General features: G+C 43.9%; 15 protein-coding genes. 1 reads left to right on the top strand and 14 read right to left on the bottom strand.

Features of this window, described 5'->3' with window-relative positions:
* Positions 1 to 57: 57 nt before the first annotated feature.
* From ACQVGS_RS08335 to rpsU, 8 genes are all read right to left on the bottom strand, one after another.
* Positions 58 to 1,017 carry a PhoH family protein gene (locus ACQVGS_RS08335; RefSeq protein ID WP_024122091.1) on the bottom strand — a complete coding sequence of 320 codons (960 nt, stop codon included), beginning with the start codon at positions 1,015 to 1,017 and terminating at the stop codon, positions 58 to 60.
* Positions 1,014 to 2,210, bottom strand: a complete 1,197-nt coding sequence (gene yqfD / locus ACQVGS_RS08330; protein ID WP_024122092.1) for a sporulation protein YqfD — start codon at positions 2,208 to 2,210, stop codon at positions 1,014 to 1,016. The genes ACQVGS_RS08335 and yqfD overlap by 4 nt, the downstream gene beginning before the upstream one ends.
* An 18-nt stretch (positions 2,211 to 2,228) precedes the next feature.
* Positions 2,229 to 2,510, bottom strand: a complete 282-nt coding sequence (gene yqfC / locus ACQVGS_RS08325) for a sporulation protein YqfC (RefSeq protein WP_024122093.1) — start codon at positions 2,508 to 2,510, stop codon at positions 2,229 to 2,231.
* A 55-nt stretch (positions 2,511 to 2,565) separates the two neighbouring features.
* Entirely contained in the window at positions 2,566 to 2,991 is a 426-nt protein-coding gene (locus ACQVGS_RS08320) for a YqfB family membrane protein (RefSeq protein ID WP_024122094.1), read from the bottom strand.
* A gap of 27 nt (positions 2,992 to 3,018) precedes the next feature.
* A complete protein-coding gene (gene floA / locus ACQVGS_RS08315; protein WP_024122095.1) occupies positions 3,019 to 4,014 on the bottom strand; it encodes a flotillin-like protein FloA in 996 nt (331 codons plus the stop codon).
* Between the two features lie 21 nt (positions 4,015 to 4,035).
* Complete coding sequence (locus ACQVGS_RS08310; RefSeq protein WP_059293575.1) at positions 4,036 to 5,349, bottom strand: NfeD family protein; 1,314 nt, start codon at positions 5,347 to 5,349, stop codon at positions 4,036 to 4,038.
* A gap of 131 nt (positions 5,350 to 5,480) precedes the next feature.
* Positions 5,481 to 5,927, bottom strand: a complete 447-nt coding sequence (locus ACQVGS_RS08305) for a GatB/YqeY domain-containing protein (protein ID WP_010334989.1) — start codon at positions 5,925 to 5,927, stop codon at positions 5,481 to 5,483.
* A gap of 14 nt (positions 5,928 to 5,941) precedes the next feature.
* Positions 5,942 to 6,115 carry a 30S ribosomal protein S21 gene (gene rpsU, locus ACQVGS_RS08300; protein ID WP_003152957.1) on the bottom strand — a complete coding sequence of 58 codons (174 nt, stop codon included), beginning with the start codon at positions 6,113 to 6,115 and terminating at the stop codon, positions 5,942 to 5,944.
* 172 nt (positions 6,116 to 6,287) lie between these two features.
* Here rpsU and ACQVGS_RS08295 point away from each other — a divergent pair, with 172 nt between their 5' ends.
* Positions 6,288 to 7,214 carry a Na/Pi symporter gene (locus ACQVGS_RS08295; RefSeq protein WP_106020118.1) on the top strand — a complete coding sequence of 309 codons (927 nt, stop codon included), beginning with the start codon at positions 6,288 to 6,290 and terminating at the stop codon, positions 7,212 to 7,214.
* A 41-nt stretch (positions 7,215 to 7,255) separates the two neighbouring features.
* On the opposite strand, the gene mtaB is transcribed toward ACQVGS_RS08295, so the two are convergent.
* The 6 genes from mtaB to grpE all read right to left on the bottom strand — a co-directional run bounded on the left by mtaB (position 7,256) and on the right by grpE (position 14,110).
* Positions 7,256 to 8,611: a tRNA (N(6)-L-threonylcarbamoyladenosine(37)-C(2))-methylthiotransferase MtaB gene (mtaB, locus tag ACQVGS_RS08290; RefSeq protein WP_024122098.1), complete on the bottom strand. Its 1,356-nt coding sequence runs from the start codon at positions 8,609 to 8,611 to the stop codon at positions 7,256 to 7,258.
* Positions 8,611 to 9,381, bottom strand: a complete 771-nt coding sequence (locus ACQVGS_RS08285) for a 16S rRNA (uracil(1498)-N(3))-methyltransferase (RefSeq protein WP_106020119.1) — start codon at positions 9,379 to 9,381, stop codon at positions 8,611 to 8,613. Before ACQVGS_RS08285 ends, mtaB begins: the two co-directional genes overlap by 1 nt.
* A gap of 22 nt (positions 9,382 to 9,403) precedes the next feature.
* Complete coding sequence (gene prmA / locus ACQVGS_RS08280) at positions 9,404 to 10,339, bottom strand: 50S ribosomal protein L11 methyltransferase (RefSeq protein ID WP_106020120.1); 936 nt, start codon at positions 10,337 to 10,339, stop codon at positions 9,404 to 9,406.
* A 24-nt stretch (positions 10,340 to 10,363) separates the two neighbouring features.
* On the bottom strand, positions 10,364 to 11,491 hold the full coding sequence (dnaJ, locus tag ACQVGS_RS08275; RefSeq protein WP_024122101.1) for a molecular chaperone DnaJ: 1,128 nt from the start codon (positions 11,489 to 11,491) through the stop codon (positions 10,364 to 10,366).
* Positions 11,492 to 11,687: 196 nt separating this feature from the next.
* Entirely contained in the window at positions 11,688 to 13,523 is a 1,836-nt protein-coding gene (gene dnaK, locus ACQVGS_RS08270; protein ID WP_024122102.1) for a molecular chaperone DnaK, read from the bottom strand.
* Positions 13,524 to 13,546: 23 nt separating this feature from the next.
* Positions 13,547 to 14,110 (bottom strand): nucleotide exchange factor GrpE, encoded by a 564-nt coding sequence (gene grpE, locus ACQVGS_RS08265; protein WP_024122103.1) that lies wholly within the window; start codon positions 14,108 to 14,110, stop codon positions 13,547 to 13,549.
* Positions 14,111 to 14,180: the final 70 nt, after the last annotated feature.

Here is a 14,180-nt window from a genome sequence, read left to right as displayed (position 1 = left end):
GAAAATCAAGCTGATAAGCAAAAATGACCCGATAACGCGCGATCGGGTCATTCAGGATTAATTTTGCTTATCGTATGCTTCAATAATTTTCGCAACAAGCGGATGTCTGACCACGTCTGTCTGGTCCAGTTCAATCACAGAAATGCCGTCGATTTCTTTCAGCATCTCTCTCGCTACTGCAAGTCCCGATTTGACGCCTTTCGGCAGATCAATTTGGCTAACGTCACCTGTAATGATCATTTTAGAGCCAAAACCCAGTCTCGTCAAAAACATTTTCATTTGGGCAGGCGTAGTGTTCTGTGCTTCATCAAGTATAACATAGGCATCATCAAGTGTCCGGCCTCTCATATAAGCGAGCGGAGCGATTTCAATGACTCCTCTTTCCAGCAGACGTTCTGTATGATCTGTTCCAAGCACATCATGAAGAGCGTCATACAGCGGGCGCAAATAAGGATCTACTTTCTCTTTCAGGTCACCTGGTAAAAAACCGAGGCTTTCACCGGCTTCTACCGCAGGTCTTGTTAAAATGATTTTTTTAATATGTCCGTTTTTCAATGCGTGGACTGCTTTTACGACAGCAAGGTACGTTTTTCCAGTTCCTGCCGGGCCAATGCCAAATACAAGATCATCTCGTTTCATGGCGGCTACGTATTCCCGCTGTCCCATGGTTTTCACACGGATCGATTTGCCTTTTGCGTTTTTTGTAATTTCTTCTTCGTACATGCTTTCAAAATATTCAAGTTCATTCTTTTTTGCCATCTTGATGGCGGAAATCACATCACGTTCAGAGATCTCTATCCCCTTGCGAATTAATGCGAGAAGTGATCCCAGCAGCCTGTCGGCAATCTGAAACGATTCTTCATCGCCTGAAATATAAATCGTTTCGCCTCGCGTAATGATATTTACATCCAGATCTTTCTCCATCAGTGTCAAAAAAGAATCTTGATTCCCGAACAGTGAAAGCGCTTCGTCCGGGCTTTTCAGTTTTTGATTCATCGCAAGTAAATGTTCTGTCATTCTTCAGTCTCCCTGACAATAGGTGTGGTTTGAACGATATCTTCTATAACTTGGTAGAGAATAATCAACTTTACTTTACCATTCTCGACTGTCTGGTGCAAAACTTTTTCACTTTTCACCTCGCCGTCCTCGCCTATTTTACTCTCTACATCCCGTTTACCCATTTTGATTCCTTCTTGAACTGCTTCTTCTTTCGTATATTTTCGCAAAGCCTCTTCACTTTCTCTCGTTTGCTCTTTGATATAAGAAACAGGGAGCTCCAAACCGAGAAAATGAAGCGAATGCTTCTCTTGTTCTGTTTTTGGATGTTTTAATTCTTCTTTTTTAAGCGTTATCCCCCAGATTGGGAAAGCCCATGAGCCAAAAGAAAGCTTGTGCTTTGTCCTTACTTTGCCCGTATAGACGTTAAATAATGTTTCAAGGGGCACCGTTACTTCAGATCTGTACCAGGTCTCGCCGTAAATTTCAGCTTTAGAGGCGACTTCCTGCTGCTCATCTTCGCTTCCGATTAAGCCGGAGACAAGCATTTGCCCCTTTTCCACATGATCATGGATTGCGGCCATGGGCTGGCCTTTCTGGACAAACATTCTTGTAATGGTTGCTTTCTTTTTGGCGACAATGTGGCGCGGACTGACATACTTTTCTTTTTCAGGCTCATTTTTCTCCACAACTTTCATGTGGATGGTCGTGCCTTTCAAATCGACTCCGACCCAAGTGATATTGTCTATTCCGTTGGTTAACGATTTTTGTATTTTTTCGGGAGACTGCATTAAAAATTGCAATCGCCCTTTTTTGACGCCGATTTCCTTCAAATGCTGCATCATTTGGTGCTCCGTTTCAGGCTTTGCACCAGTCACTTCAATTTTCCACACCATATTGGAGAGCAAAAACAATAGGATAAAAAAAAGCGCAAAACCAATGGTAAAACCTAAATTCAGTTTGGATTTCAGCAATAAGAACGGGAAACCTTTTCGATTGATAAAACGGGCTTTACAGTCAAATTCTCTTCTGACACGCCGAAAGGCATGTACATCCTGAAGCTGTATATATAACAAGACGGCTTCTTTCTTTTTTTTCAGATGAAAGATTGGAATCCCTCTTCTTGTGCATTCATTAAGGAGCCGTTCAATGCCTCGTCCCGTCACTTCAAGCTGGACCTTACCACCAAAAAAAGACAGCCATTTATTTTTCACAACATTTCCCCCTCGGCTTTATGACTCAACATATCGAACGACATCAATCGTACCCTCCAAAAGTATTTCTTCCGGAAGAATCGCTTTGATAACAAAGTTTTTTCCTGATATGATGCACTGGCCCTGCTTCAGCATCAGCCTCACTTCATTCTCACTGAACAGCAGAAGGCCTCTGTGGTTTTCTATGTAGATATGAAGTCTGCCGACCATTGTGATCCGCGGCAGATCCATCATAACGTCCGGGGGAATTTCCAATGCTCTTGTCAGCCAAGCTTTTAAACGATTCTTTCTTTGCCCCATACAAAAAGAACCCCCTTTCATCTCATATGTATGATTTGAAAGAGGGTTCTAACACTTAATTTTTGCGGGCTGCTCGCATTGTGTGATGAGGTTTTTTTGCCCTTGGCGGACCGAATACCTCGCCTAAGACAATGCCTTGCACCACAGTGTCTTTATTGACCTGAAGCAGTTTTTGCTTGGTATACACAGATTTATGTTTGGCGGCAGTAAGATCCCGCTCAAGCCCTTTCAGGTTTCTTTCCGTTTCCTTCCGTCTGTCTTCAGCTTCTTGTCTCATCTGTTCCAAGCGGTTTGGAATAGGTGCTGGCGTTTCTTCAGCTGATTGTTTATTTTGAACAGAAGCAGGTTTCATTGTCTGCGGCTTTTTTCTTTTTTGATTTTGATTGTTTTTTTCTTCTTCTTTTTTCACTTTGCCGAAAATCGTGGAAATAATTCCGATAATCGCTGCAATAACAAGCGGATTCGTCAGTATATCTTCCATCACTATTCTCCCTTCTGCATAGAGAGATTATGATTTGCGGTCTTCATCCGATTGGTCTTTCGTTAATTTACCGAATGAATCACGCATATCTGTGTCTGCATCAATGTTTTTAATATTCATGTAGTCCATGACACCGATATTTCCTTCGCGCAGGGCTTCGGCCATCGCAAGCGGCACTTCCGCTTCGGCTTCAACCACTTTAGCTCGCATTTCTTCTACACGTGCGCGCATTTCCTGCTCTTGAGCAACAGCCATTGCACGGCGTTCTTCGGCTTTGGCCTGTGCAATATTTTTGTCGGCCTCTGCCTGATCCGTCTGCAAGATCGCCCCGATGTTTTTACCAATGTCAACATCAGCAATATCAATCGAAAGAATTTCAAAGGCGGTTCCTGAATCCAGGCCTTTACCGAGAACCGTTTGAGAAATCATATCAGGGTTCTCCAGCACTTTTTTGTGATTTTCGGATGAACCGATTGTAGAGACGATCCCTTCGCCTACACGGGCTACAATCGTTTCCTCACCCGCACCCCCGACAAGGCGGTCGATATTGGCTCTTACTGTAATTCTCGCTTTCGCCTTCACTTCAATTCCGTCCATAGCAACACCTGCAATAAACGGTGTTTCAATGACCTTCGGATTAACGCTCATTTGCACGGCTTCCAATACATCACGGCCGGCAAGGTCGATGGCTGCACAGCGTTCAAATGTAAGCTCAATATTAGCACGCTGAGCTGCGATAAGTGCGTTAACGACTCTATCTACATTCCCTCCAGCAAGATAGTGGCTTTCAAGCTGATTTGTTCCAACGTCGAGTCCCGCTTTATGCGCTTTAATCAGCGGATTAACCACCCGGTTCGGTATGACGCGGCGAAGCCTCATCCCTATTAGAGTGAAAATGCTGATTTTAACTCCAGCTGCTAAAGCTGAAATCCAGAGCATAACAGGTACAAATGTAAAAAATACAGCTAAGACAATGATCCCTACTACGACAATAGCCAGTATCATTAATGTTGATGGGTCCATGCTACTTCTCCTCGTTTCTGTTTAAATTTCTCTCACGACAATGCGCGAGCCTTCCACTTTGATTACTTTTACTTTTTTATCTTTCTCTGTAAATAATCCTTCAGATACCACATCAAGACGTTCGTCATCGATAATGACGGTTCCCGCGGGACGCAGCGGCGTAAAGGTCACGCCCTCCTTGCCGATTAAGTCCGTTCGCGTTTGGTTTGATACATAACCGCTCTCTGTATTTGTAGAATCATTTAATATAAATTTCTTAAAGAATTTCATACGCTTTCCCAACACCCTTGTCAGTAAAATGAAAGCTGTAATGGAAACAGCTGAGGCGATCAAGAGAGAAACCGCCATGACTGTGAAGCTTCCCGCGGCCAAAAATAAGCTCGCAACAATTGCTCCCAAGCCAAGTAAACCAATGATTCCTCCGGGGAGGAATATCTCCATCAGGATCAGAATCACCCCTGCTATAAAGAGGAGAACCGTTTCATATCCGGCAAGACCCGTTGCAAGATGTCCGTAAAAAAACAGGATCAATGCGATAAATCCTGCTGTTCCAGGCAGACCGACACCAGGAGAAAAAAGCTCAACAGTAAGGCCTAAAAAGGCAATTGTCAATAAAATAGGAACAACAATCGGACTGGTCAGCCACCTTGCTGCCTTTTCTGCAAAGCTTTCCTCAGCATAGCTGATATGTGCATCTTCGTATCCAAGCTTCTTCACAAGCGCGGAAAGATTGTTAACTGTTCCTTCTGAATAGCCTACGTCAACAGCTTTTTCCGCATTCAGCGTAAGCAGATCTCCCTTCGGCGCGCCCGCTTCTCTTGCATCTACATCAGGGTCTGCCATGGCACGCGCATATTTTGGATCACGGTTGTTTTTTGCTGCGGCATCTTCCAGCTCCGCAAGCCAGAATGATTCAGCTTTTTTGTCAGCAGCATTGCCTTTACCGTCTATGATCGCCGCGGCTCCCATCTTTCCTCCGGGCGCCATATAAATGGCGTCAGCCTGTAACGCGATATATGCACCAGCAGACAATGCCCGTTTGTTTACATAAGCAGTTATCGGGATATCCGTTTCGTTGATCGTGTCCGCTATATCAATAGCTGATTTCACCAGTCCTCCCGGTGTGTTAATATCAAGAATAATATGGTTTGCATGCTGAGCCTCTGCATCTTGTAGCGAACGTGACAAAAACGAGGCGAGACCCTGTTCGACATTTTTTTCAACGGGAATGACGTAGACGGTTTGTTTTTCTGCTTTTGTGTGCAGCTGAACTCCTAATAATGATAGTAGAAATATGCTCAAAAGAGCCGCTCGGAATCCTTTTGTTTGAAGCAAGGGCGATGTATCCCTCCTTCCTCGTATAGTAAGTGCCTTCTCTTCATACGTAACAAATGTATCAAAGGTTTCATTTTTTTATGTATAAAAAAAAGACATCTCTCTTAGAAAGATGTCCTTTTCTTTGCCATTTAAGACAGTTGACTGCTCACAAGCTTATTAATTAAACTTCCGTCAGCTTTACCTTTTACTTTAGGCATAATTGCCCCCATCACTTTGCCCATGTCCGCTTTTGAGCTCGCACCGACCTCCGCAATGGTTTCATTTACGATTGTACGCAGCTCTTCTTCTGATAGCTGCTGTGGTAAATAAACTTCTAAAATGTCCAGCTCTTTTTGAACTTTATCTACTAAATCTAAACGATTAGCGTTTGAAAATTCCTGGAGGGAGTCTTTACGTTGCTTAAGTTCACGAGAAAGGACAGTGAGTTCCTCATCCTCGGTCAAACTGTCTTTCTTAAGCTTAATTGCTTCGTTTTGAAGTGAAGCCTTAACCATTCGAACGACAGTCAGTTTGTCTTTCTCACGGCTTTTCATATATAGCTTCATATCTTGGTTAAGTCGCTCAAGAAGACTCATAAATCCACCCTCTTTTAGAATTTGCGTTTTCTAGCAGCTTCAGACTTTTTCTTGCGCTTTACGCTAGGTTTTTCATAAAATTCGCGCTTTCTTGCTTCTTGCAAAGTACCTGTCTTTGATACACTGCGTTTGAAGCGACGAAGAGCATCTTCAAGCGATTCGTTTTTTCTAACGACCGTTTTTGACATTCTCTTTCCCTCCCTCCGAATACACCAATCGACTACCTTTAAGTTACACATATAAACATGTACTTTGACATTATAATATAAGCCTTCAGTCAGGTCAACTAAGTGAGTTCACTTTTCCGTCATGAGCGGGACTGCCTGTCTATATAATGATAGAAAGGGGTTGGTGAATAAAATGTTGCTTCTGATTAGTTTTACTGCTCTTATATTATTCTTTCTCACAGGAATGAACATGCTTCGGAAAGGTTTAATTTCGCTGACGTATTCAAAAATTGAAGAGCAGCTGCTGATTTTTACGGATCATCCATTAAAAGCATTCCTCATCAGTATTGTTTTTACAGGATTTCTCCAAAGCAGCTCCGCCTTTATGGTAATTGTCATCGGATTTGTAAGTGCGGGGGCCCTTTCTTTCAAACGGACAATACCGATGATCCTTGGAACAAATGTCGGATCTACCTTTACAACCGAATTTCTTGCAATCAAAATGGATGTGTTGATTTGGATTCTATTGATTGGCGGTTTGCTGTTTTTTCTGACGGGCAGGTATCCGTTCAAACAGCTGGGAACAAGCTTCCTCGGACTCGGAATTATCTTTTTTTGCATCAGCGGCTTCAGCCGTCTTGCAGAACCGCTTACTCAGCTGAAAACAGGTGCAGGGATTCTTCATCATGTAAACGACTCAAACTGGTCTGCTTTGCTTATCGGCATGGTGTTAACTGCAATCATTCACTCAAGTTCTGTCTGCATCGGCATTTTAATGAGCTTTATGAATGAAGGCGTTATTGGACTGACACAGGCAATGAGCGTTGTGCTTGGGTCAAACATCGGGACATGCATTACAGCTGTCATGGCTGCTGTATCCGGCGGATATGCCGCAAAACAGACAGCGTGCGCCCATGTTTTGTTTAACATAATCGGCGTAGCAATTGTATTCCCGTTTTTGGCGGCAGCGACCGGCTTTGTTGAACAGCTCTCGGCAGACCCTGCCCAAAGAATCGCCCATTTCAGCCTGCTATTTAATGTCGTATCAGCTCTTTTGTTTTTACCGCTTACCAACTTGTTCTACAGCTTTATTAACCTGCTTATCCCAACTAAAAACTGAACATAAAAAACCGGCACATTCAGATGCACCGGTTTTTCAGATTAAGAAGACATACGCATTTGTTCTGTTATGTCATCCTCAACAATACGGACAAACTGTCCTTCATTGTATGGATAGCCTGCTTTTAGTATTTTTACTTTCACGATTTTGCCGATCATGTCTTCCGTACCTTTGAAAACAACTTTCATGTAGTTGTCTGTGTAGCCGACATACATGTTTTCTTCATCTGATTCTTTAAATGCTTCCTCAGGGATAATTTCAAGGACTTCATTTTCATAATCAGAGGCATATTCCTTCGCAAGCTGGTCAGAAAGTGCAATCAGGCGGTGTACACGTTCGTTTTTGACGTTTTCATCCACTTGGTCTTCCATCCGCGCAGCTGGCGTTCCCGTACGTTTGCTATAAGGGAAAACATGCAGTTCAGAGAATCTGTTTTCTTTGATAAAGTTATAGGTTTCCATAAATTCTTCTTCTGTTTCACCAGGGAAGCCTACAATGACATCGGAGGTTACGGCTAAGCCCGGAAGTGCTTTTTTCAGCTTATTTAAACGGTCAGCGAAAAATTCCATAGTGTATTTGCGTCTCATCCGTTTAAGCACTGTGTTTGATCCGGATTGAATCGGAATGTGCAAATGGCGCACAATCTTATCTGAACGGTCTAAAACTTCAATTACTTCGTCTGTGATCTGGCTTGCCTCGATGGACGAAATTCTGATCCGTTTCACACCTTGAACACGGGCGTCAAGTTCTCTCAAAAGCTTGGCAAAGTTGTAATCTTTCATATCTTCACCGTAGCCGCCTGTATGAATACCAGTAAGTACGATTTCTTTATAACCCGCATCAACAAGCTGCTGTGCTTGTTTAATAACTTCCTCCGGGTCACGTGAACGGAGAAGTCCGCGCGCCCACGGAATGATACAGAACGTGCAGAAGTTATTGCAGCCTTCCTGTATTTTTAATGACGCTCTTGTCCGGTCTGTGAATGCCGGTACATCAAGCTCTTCATATACTCTAGCTTTCATAATGTTGCTGACGCCATTGATCGGCTGACGCTCTTCACGATATTGATCGATGTAGCCAAGCATTTTTTCACGATCCTGAGTTCCGACTACAATGTCTACACCCGGGATTGCCATAATCTCAGCTGGCGAGGTTTGCGCATAACAGCCTGTGACGCAGATGACGCCGTCAGGATTTTGACGAATGGCGCGTCTGATCACTTGGCGGCTTTTTTTATCTCCCGTATTTGTTACCGTACATGTATTAATGACATATACGTCAGCTGTTTGTTCAAAGTCTCTTCTTTCATAGCCCGCATCTTTGAAAAGCTGCCAGATTGCTTCTGTTTCATAATGATTGACTTTGCAGCCAAGCGTATGGAACGCAACAGTTGCCATTATTGATCACCTCTTAATAACTCTGTATGATAAGAAATTGCGCTCAGCGCGTATAGCGGAGCGGTTTCTGTCCTTAAAATTCTCGGTCCGAGGCCGCACGGAACAGCGTTTTTCGCCGTGAGCCGCTCAACCTCCGCTTCTGTTAAACCGCCTTCGGGACCGAATACGATCAAAAGGGATGATCCTTTCGGAAGGCTGCTTACAACTGCGCTGAACGAGCTTGTTTCTCCTTGCTTCGATGACTCTTCGTATGCAACGACACATTTATCGAAATTCTGCACCTTTTCAAGAAGCTGCTGAAAGGAATGGATATCCAGCACTTGCGGCACTTCGTTTCGGTACGATTGCTCCGCCGCTTCCTTCGCAATTTTTGTCCATCTTTCCCGCTTTTTCTTCGCTTTCTTGTCATCCAGCTTGACAACAGAGCGTGCGGCTTGCAGAGGAATAAAGGCATGAGCTCCCAGCTCAGTCCCCTTTTGGATAATCCATTCAAGTTTATCCCCTTTCGGGAGGCCGCTTGCAATATAAACCTTTATCGGAAGCTCTCTGTTTTCATTCGTCCATTCTATCATAAGACAGGACACTTTTTCTTTGGAAACAGATTGAAGTTCACATTTTGCTTCGAAGCCGTCCTGAGAGCAGCAGATAATTTGGCCTCCCTCGTTCATTCTCATGACATTGACAATATGATGAACATCTTCTCCGGTAATTGAAATAGCCGGCGCTTCCTCCATTTGCTGCTTCGTGAGCTCGATAAAATATCGTTGCATACGCTGTGACACCTACTAACTGTTATTTTTTTGCAATAATGCTGACCCAATCTTCCATTGAGAGGATTTCCACAATGGTAAAACCAGCCTGTTCCAATGCTTCTTTTACCTCTTGCTTTTTTTGGCCGATAATTCCTGAAGTAATAAAGTGCCCGCCGTCTTTCAGCAGATGATAAGCCTGTGAAGTAAAACGAAGGATGACTTCAGCCAAAATGTTGGCAACGATCACATCATGTTCTCCTGAAATCCCGTCTAACAAATTATTTTGTTTGACTTGAGCTATATCGCTAACCTTGTTTAACTTCAAATTGAGACGTGCGCTTTCTACAGCAACGGGATCAAGATCATAGGCATGAACCGATTCAGCCTCAAGCATTGCAGCCGCAATACTTAAAATTCCGGAGCCTGTGCCTACATCAATCACCTTATCACCCTTTTGCACAAAGCGTTCAAGCGCCTGAATACAAAGTACGGTTGTCGGGTGTGTGCCTGTTCCGAATGCCATTCCCGGGTCCATTTCAATAATCAGCTCATCCGTATGTACCGGCGTATATTCCTCCCACGTCGGCACAATCGTAAACTTTTCAGAAATTTTCACAGGGTGGTAATACTTTTTCCAAGCAGTCGCCCATTCCTCTTCGTTCACTTCGGAAATGGTGATATGGTTTCTGCCCAAATCAATATCATAAAGAAGCAGATTATTAATTGTTTCTTTAATGCCCTCTACCGTTTCTCCAAGAAAGCTGTTGACCGGCAGATACGCTTTGACAATGACACCCTCGTTCGGATAATCATTGGGGTCGAGCTGGTAGATTTCCCCGTACACATTCTCACGTTCTTTAATTAAATCAAGCGGGTCCTCTATCACAACCCCACTCGCACCAGCTTCATGCAAAATATTTGAGATAGGTTCGACCGCTTCATGTGTTGTGTGAATGCTTAATTCGGACCATTTCAAAACTACCAACTCCTCATCCAATAATTAATCGCCTTTAAACGCGCGTTTTACCTTATCAAAGAAACTCATTTCCTGTTCATCAGGCAGGTTTCCGCTGACTTCGGCAAATTCGCGGATAATATCTTTTTGTTTATCTGTCAAGTTTGTCGGAGTGACAACGCGGACGACGATATGCTGGTCACCCTGTCCATAGCCTCTGACATTTTGAACGCCTTTGCCTCTTAATCTGAATTTTGTTCCTGTTTGTGTACCGGCAGGGATTTTCAATTTCACTTTCCCGTGAAGCGTCGGAACTTCCACTTCATCTCCAAGCGCGGCTTGAGCAAACGTTAACGGCATTTCACAGTAAATATCATCTCCGTCGCGCTCAAAGAATTCGTGGGCGCGCACGTGGAATACGACAAATAAATCCCCGGCAGGGCCGCCGTTTACGCCTGGTTCACCCTGTCCTGAGAGACGCAGCTGCTGCCCGTCATCTACACCGGCAGGAATTGTGACGTTGATTTTTTTGCGTTTTTTGATTTTTCCTTTGCCGCCGCAATCCGCACATTTGTTTTTAATGATTTTACCTGTACCTTCGCAGTGGTGGCAGACTCGTCTGTTGACAACTTTACCAAACGGCGTGTTTTGCTCCACATTTAGCTGACCGGAGCCTCCGCAGTGTGAGCACGTTTCCGGATTTGTACCAGGTTTCGCCCCTGAGCCTTTACATGTATCACACGTTTCCTCACGCGGAATCTCGATGGTCGTTTCTTTTCCGAAAACGGCATCCTCAAATGACAAAGTCATCGTATATTGCAGATCCGCCCCTTGACGCGGTGCATTCGGATCTCTTCGTCTAGTGCCGCCGCCGAAAATACTTGAGAAAATATCATCGAAACCAAAACCGCCGAAGTCGCCGCCGCCAAAACCGCCGCCGCCGAAGCCTTGGTTAGGATCAGTATGGCCAAATTGGTCGTAATGAGACCGTTTTTGGTCATCAGACAGCGTTTCGTATGCTTCTTTGACTTCTTTAAACTTTTCATCTGATCCGGCTTCTTTGTTAATGTCAGGATGATATTTTTTTGACAGCTTTCGATAAGCCTTTTTTATTTCATCCTTTGAAGCGCTCTTACTTACACCCAGCACTTCATAGTAATCACGCTTACTCATCTACTTCACTCTCCCGAATTTCTCACATAAATTAGATTGTATCATTTTGAATTATGATTTTTCAATTCCTTTTATCCCGGGCAAGAAAAAAAGTCAAAGCCAAGAGATGCCTGACTTTGACTTTCTAACCATTGAATCAGATTATGAAATATGTTCTTTTCAGCCAGCCCAAAAGCGGGCTGACTCAGAAAGAAACTTATTTTTTGTTTTGGTCGTCGTTTACTTCTTCGTATTCAGCGTCGACAACGTTGTCATCAGCTTTGCCTTCAGCGTTTGCTCCGTCTTGAGCTTGCTGTGCTTTAGCAGCTTCTTCATAAAGCTTCATAGAAAGCTCTTGAACGATTGCTTGAAGCTCATCTTTTTTCGCTTTGATCTCTTCAAATTCGTTTTTCTCAATCGCTGCTTTTAAGGCGTCTTTGGCATCGTTGGCTTTTTTCACTTGTTCTTCGTCCACTTTGCCTTCAAGATCTTTTAATGTTTTCTCAGTTTGGAAAACAAGCTGATCTGCTTCGTTGCGGACTTCGATTTCTTCTTTTTTCTTCGCATCAGCGTCAGCATTTTCTTCCGCTTCTTTTACCATGCGTTCGATCTCATCATCAGAAAGACCTGAAGAAGATTTGATTGTGATGTTTTGTTCTTTTCCTGTGCCTAAGTCTTTTGCTCTTACATTTACGATACCGTTTTTGTCAATATCGAAAGAAACTTCGATTTGAGGCACGCCGCGCGGTGCTGGCGGGATATCAGTAAGCTGGAAGCGGCCGAGTGTTTTGTTGTCGGCAGACATTGGGCGCTCACCTTGAAGAACATGGATATCAACAGCTGTTTGGTTGTCAGCAGCAGTTGAGAACACTTGTGATTTGCTCGTCGGAATTGTTGTGTTGCGGTCGATCAGTTTTGTGAACACGCCGCCCATTGTTTCAATACCGAGAGAAAGCGGTGTAACGTCAAGAAGAACAACGTCTTTTACGTCACCAGTGATAACGCCGCCCTGAATTGCAGCACCAAGCGCTACAACTTCATCCGGGTTTACGCCTTTATGCGCTTCTTTTCCAGTTTCTTTTTTGATTGCTTCTTGTACGGCAGGAATACGAGTTGATCCGCCGACAAGGATGACTTTGTCGATTTCGCTTGCAGAAAGTCCTGCATCTTGAAGCGCTTGACGGACAGGGCCCATTGTGCGCTCTACTAAATGAGAAGAAAGCTCTTCGAATTTAGCGCGAGTTAATGTAAGTTCAAGGTGAAGCGGTCCTGCTTCTCCAGCTGTGATAAACGGTAAAGAAATTTGCGTAGAAGATACGCCGGAAAGATCTTTTTTCGCTTTCTCAGCTGCGTCTTTCAAACGCTGAAGCGCCATTTTGTCTTTTGACAGATCAATGCCGTTTTCTTTTTTGAATTCAGACACAAGATGATCGATGATGACTTGGTCAAAATCGTCTCCGCCCAGGCGGTTGTCACCGGCAGTTGAACGAACTTCGAATACACCGTCGCCAAGTTCAAGGATGGAAACGTCGAATGTACCGCCGCCAAGGTCGTATACCAGGATTGTTTGATCTTCATCTGTTTTATCAAGTCCGTATGCAAGCGCTGCTGCAGTCGGCTCGTTGATGATACGTTCTACTTCAAGACCTGCGATTTTACCAGCGTCTTTTGTCGCTTGACGCTCAGCATCGTTAAAGTATGCAGGAACTGTGATAACTGCTTTTGATACTGTTTCGCCAAGATAGCTTTCAGCGTATGATTTAAGGTGTTGAAGGATGATAGCAGACACTTCTTGAGGAGTGTAATCTTTTCCTTCAATTTCAACTTTGTAATCTGTACCCATATGGCGTTTGACAGACATAATTGTGTTAGGGTTTGTGATAGATTGGCGTTTAGCCACTTCCCCTACTTGGCGTTCGCCGTTTTTGAATGCGACAACTGATGGAGTTGTGCGGTTTCCTTCAGCGTTAGCAATAACTTTAGGCTCGCCGCCTTCAAGTACTGCCACACATGAGTTTGTTGTACCTAAGTCGATTCCGATAACTTTACTCACTTGAATAACCTCCTGCTATGTAATTATTGATTCACTTTTACCATGGAAGGGCGAATGACGCGATCCTTCAGCTTGTAGCCTTTTTGCATTTCCTCAACGACAATGTTGGAGCCGTAGTTTTCATCTTCAGCCTGCATAACGGCTTGGTGAAGGTTCGGATCAAATTCCTGTCCTACAGCTTCGATTGCTTCTACGCCTTCTTTATTCAAGGCTTCTACGAGCTGGCGGTGGACCATTTCCATTCCTTGGAGCAAACTTTTCGTCTGTTCATTGTCGGCTTCAACCTGAAGCGCTCTTTCAAAGCTGTCAAGAGCCGGCAGCAATTCAGTAACGATGTTTTGAGAACGGTATTTCTGTGACGCTTCCATTTCTAAGCGGCTGCGTCGTTTATAGTTTTCAAAGTCTGCTTGAACACGCAAAAGTTTGTTTTCCTTTTCCTCAAGCAAACCTTGCAATTCGTTAATTTGATTTTGAAGAAGTTCGCTTTCGTTTGTTTCTTCCTGCTGTTCTTCAGCGGCAGCTTGTTCTTCGATTACTTCTTGCTCTTCTGTTTCGTTTTGTTCCGCGGTTTGTTTTTCTTCTGACATTGTGTTCACCTCCCTCAAAAGTGTAAGGAGAAGGGCGGGTGATGCCCTTCGATAAAATTTGCCAAATTTC

The sequence above is a fragment of the Bacillus sp. SD127 genome, assembly GCF_058566445.1.
The sequence above is the reverse complement of the archived record's forward strand: the minus strand, read 5'-3'. Positions and strand labels throughout refer to the sequence as shown.

Excerpts from the sequence above, each read along its gene's own strand:
- ACQVGS_RS08335 (WP_024122091.1), bottom strand. The coding sequence starts at position 1,017 with ATGACAGAACATTTACTTGCGATGAATCAAAAACTGAAAAGCCCGGAC.
- yqfC (WP_024122093.1), bottom strand. The coding sequence starts at position 2,510 with ATGGGGCAAAGAAAGAATCGTTTAAAAGCTTGGCTGACAAGAGCATTG.
- ACQVGS_RS08320 (WP_024122094.1), bottom strand. The coding sequence starts at position 2,991 with ATGGAAGATATACTGACGAATCCGCTTGTTATTGCAGCGATTATCGGA.
- floA (WP_024122095.1), bottom strand. The coding sequence starts at position 4,014 with ATGGACCCATCAACATTAATGATACTGGCTATTGTCGTAGTAGGGATC.
- ACQVGS_RS08305 (WP_010334989.1), bottom strand. The coding sequence starts at position 5,927 with ATGAGTCTTCTTGAGCGACTTAACCAAGATATGAAGCTATATATGAAA.
- rpsU (WP_003152957.1), bottom strand. The coding sequence starts at position 6,115 with ATGTCAAAAACGGTCGTTAGAAAAAACGAATCGCTTGAAGATGCTCTT.
- ACQVGS_RS08295 (WP_106020118.1), top strand. The coding sequence starts at position 6,288 with ATGTTGCTTCTGATTAGTTTTACTGCTCTTATATTATTCTTTCTCACA.
- mtaB (WP_024122098.1), bottom strand. The coding sequence starts at position 8,611 with ATGGCAACTGTTGCGTTCCATACGCTTGGCTGCAAAGTCAATCATTAT.
- ACQVGS_RS08285 (WP_106020119.1), bottom strand. The coding sequence starts at position 9,381 with ATGCAACGATATTTTATCGAGCTCACGAAGCAGCAAATGGAGGAAGCG.
- dnaJ (WP_024122101.1), bottom strand. The coding sequence starts at position 11,491 with ATGAGTAAGCGTGATTACTATGAAGTGCTGGGTGTAAGTAAGAGCGCT.
- grpE (WP_024122103.1), bottom strand. The coding sequence starts at position 14,110 with ATGTCAGAAGAAAAACAAACCGCGGAACAAAACGAAACAGAAGAGCAA.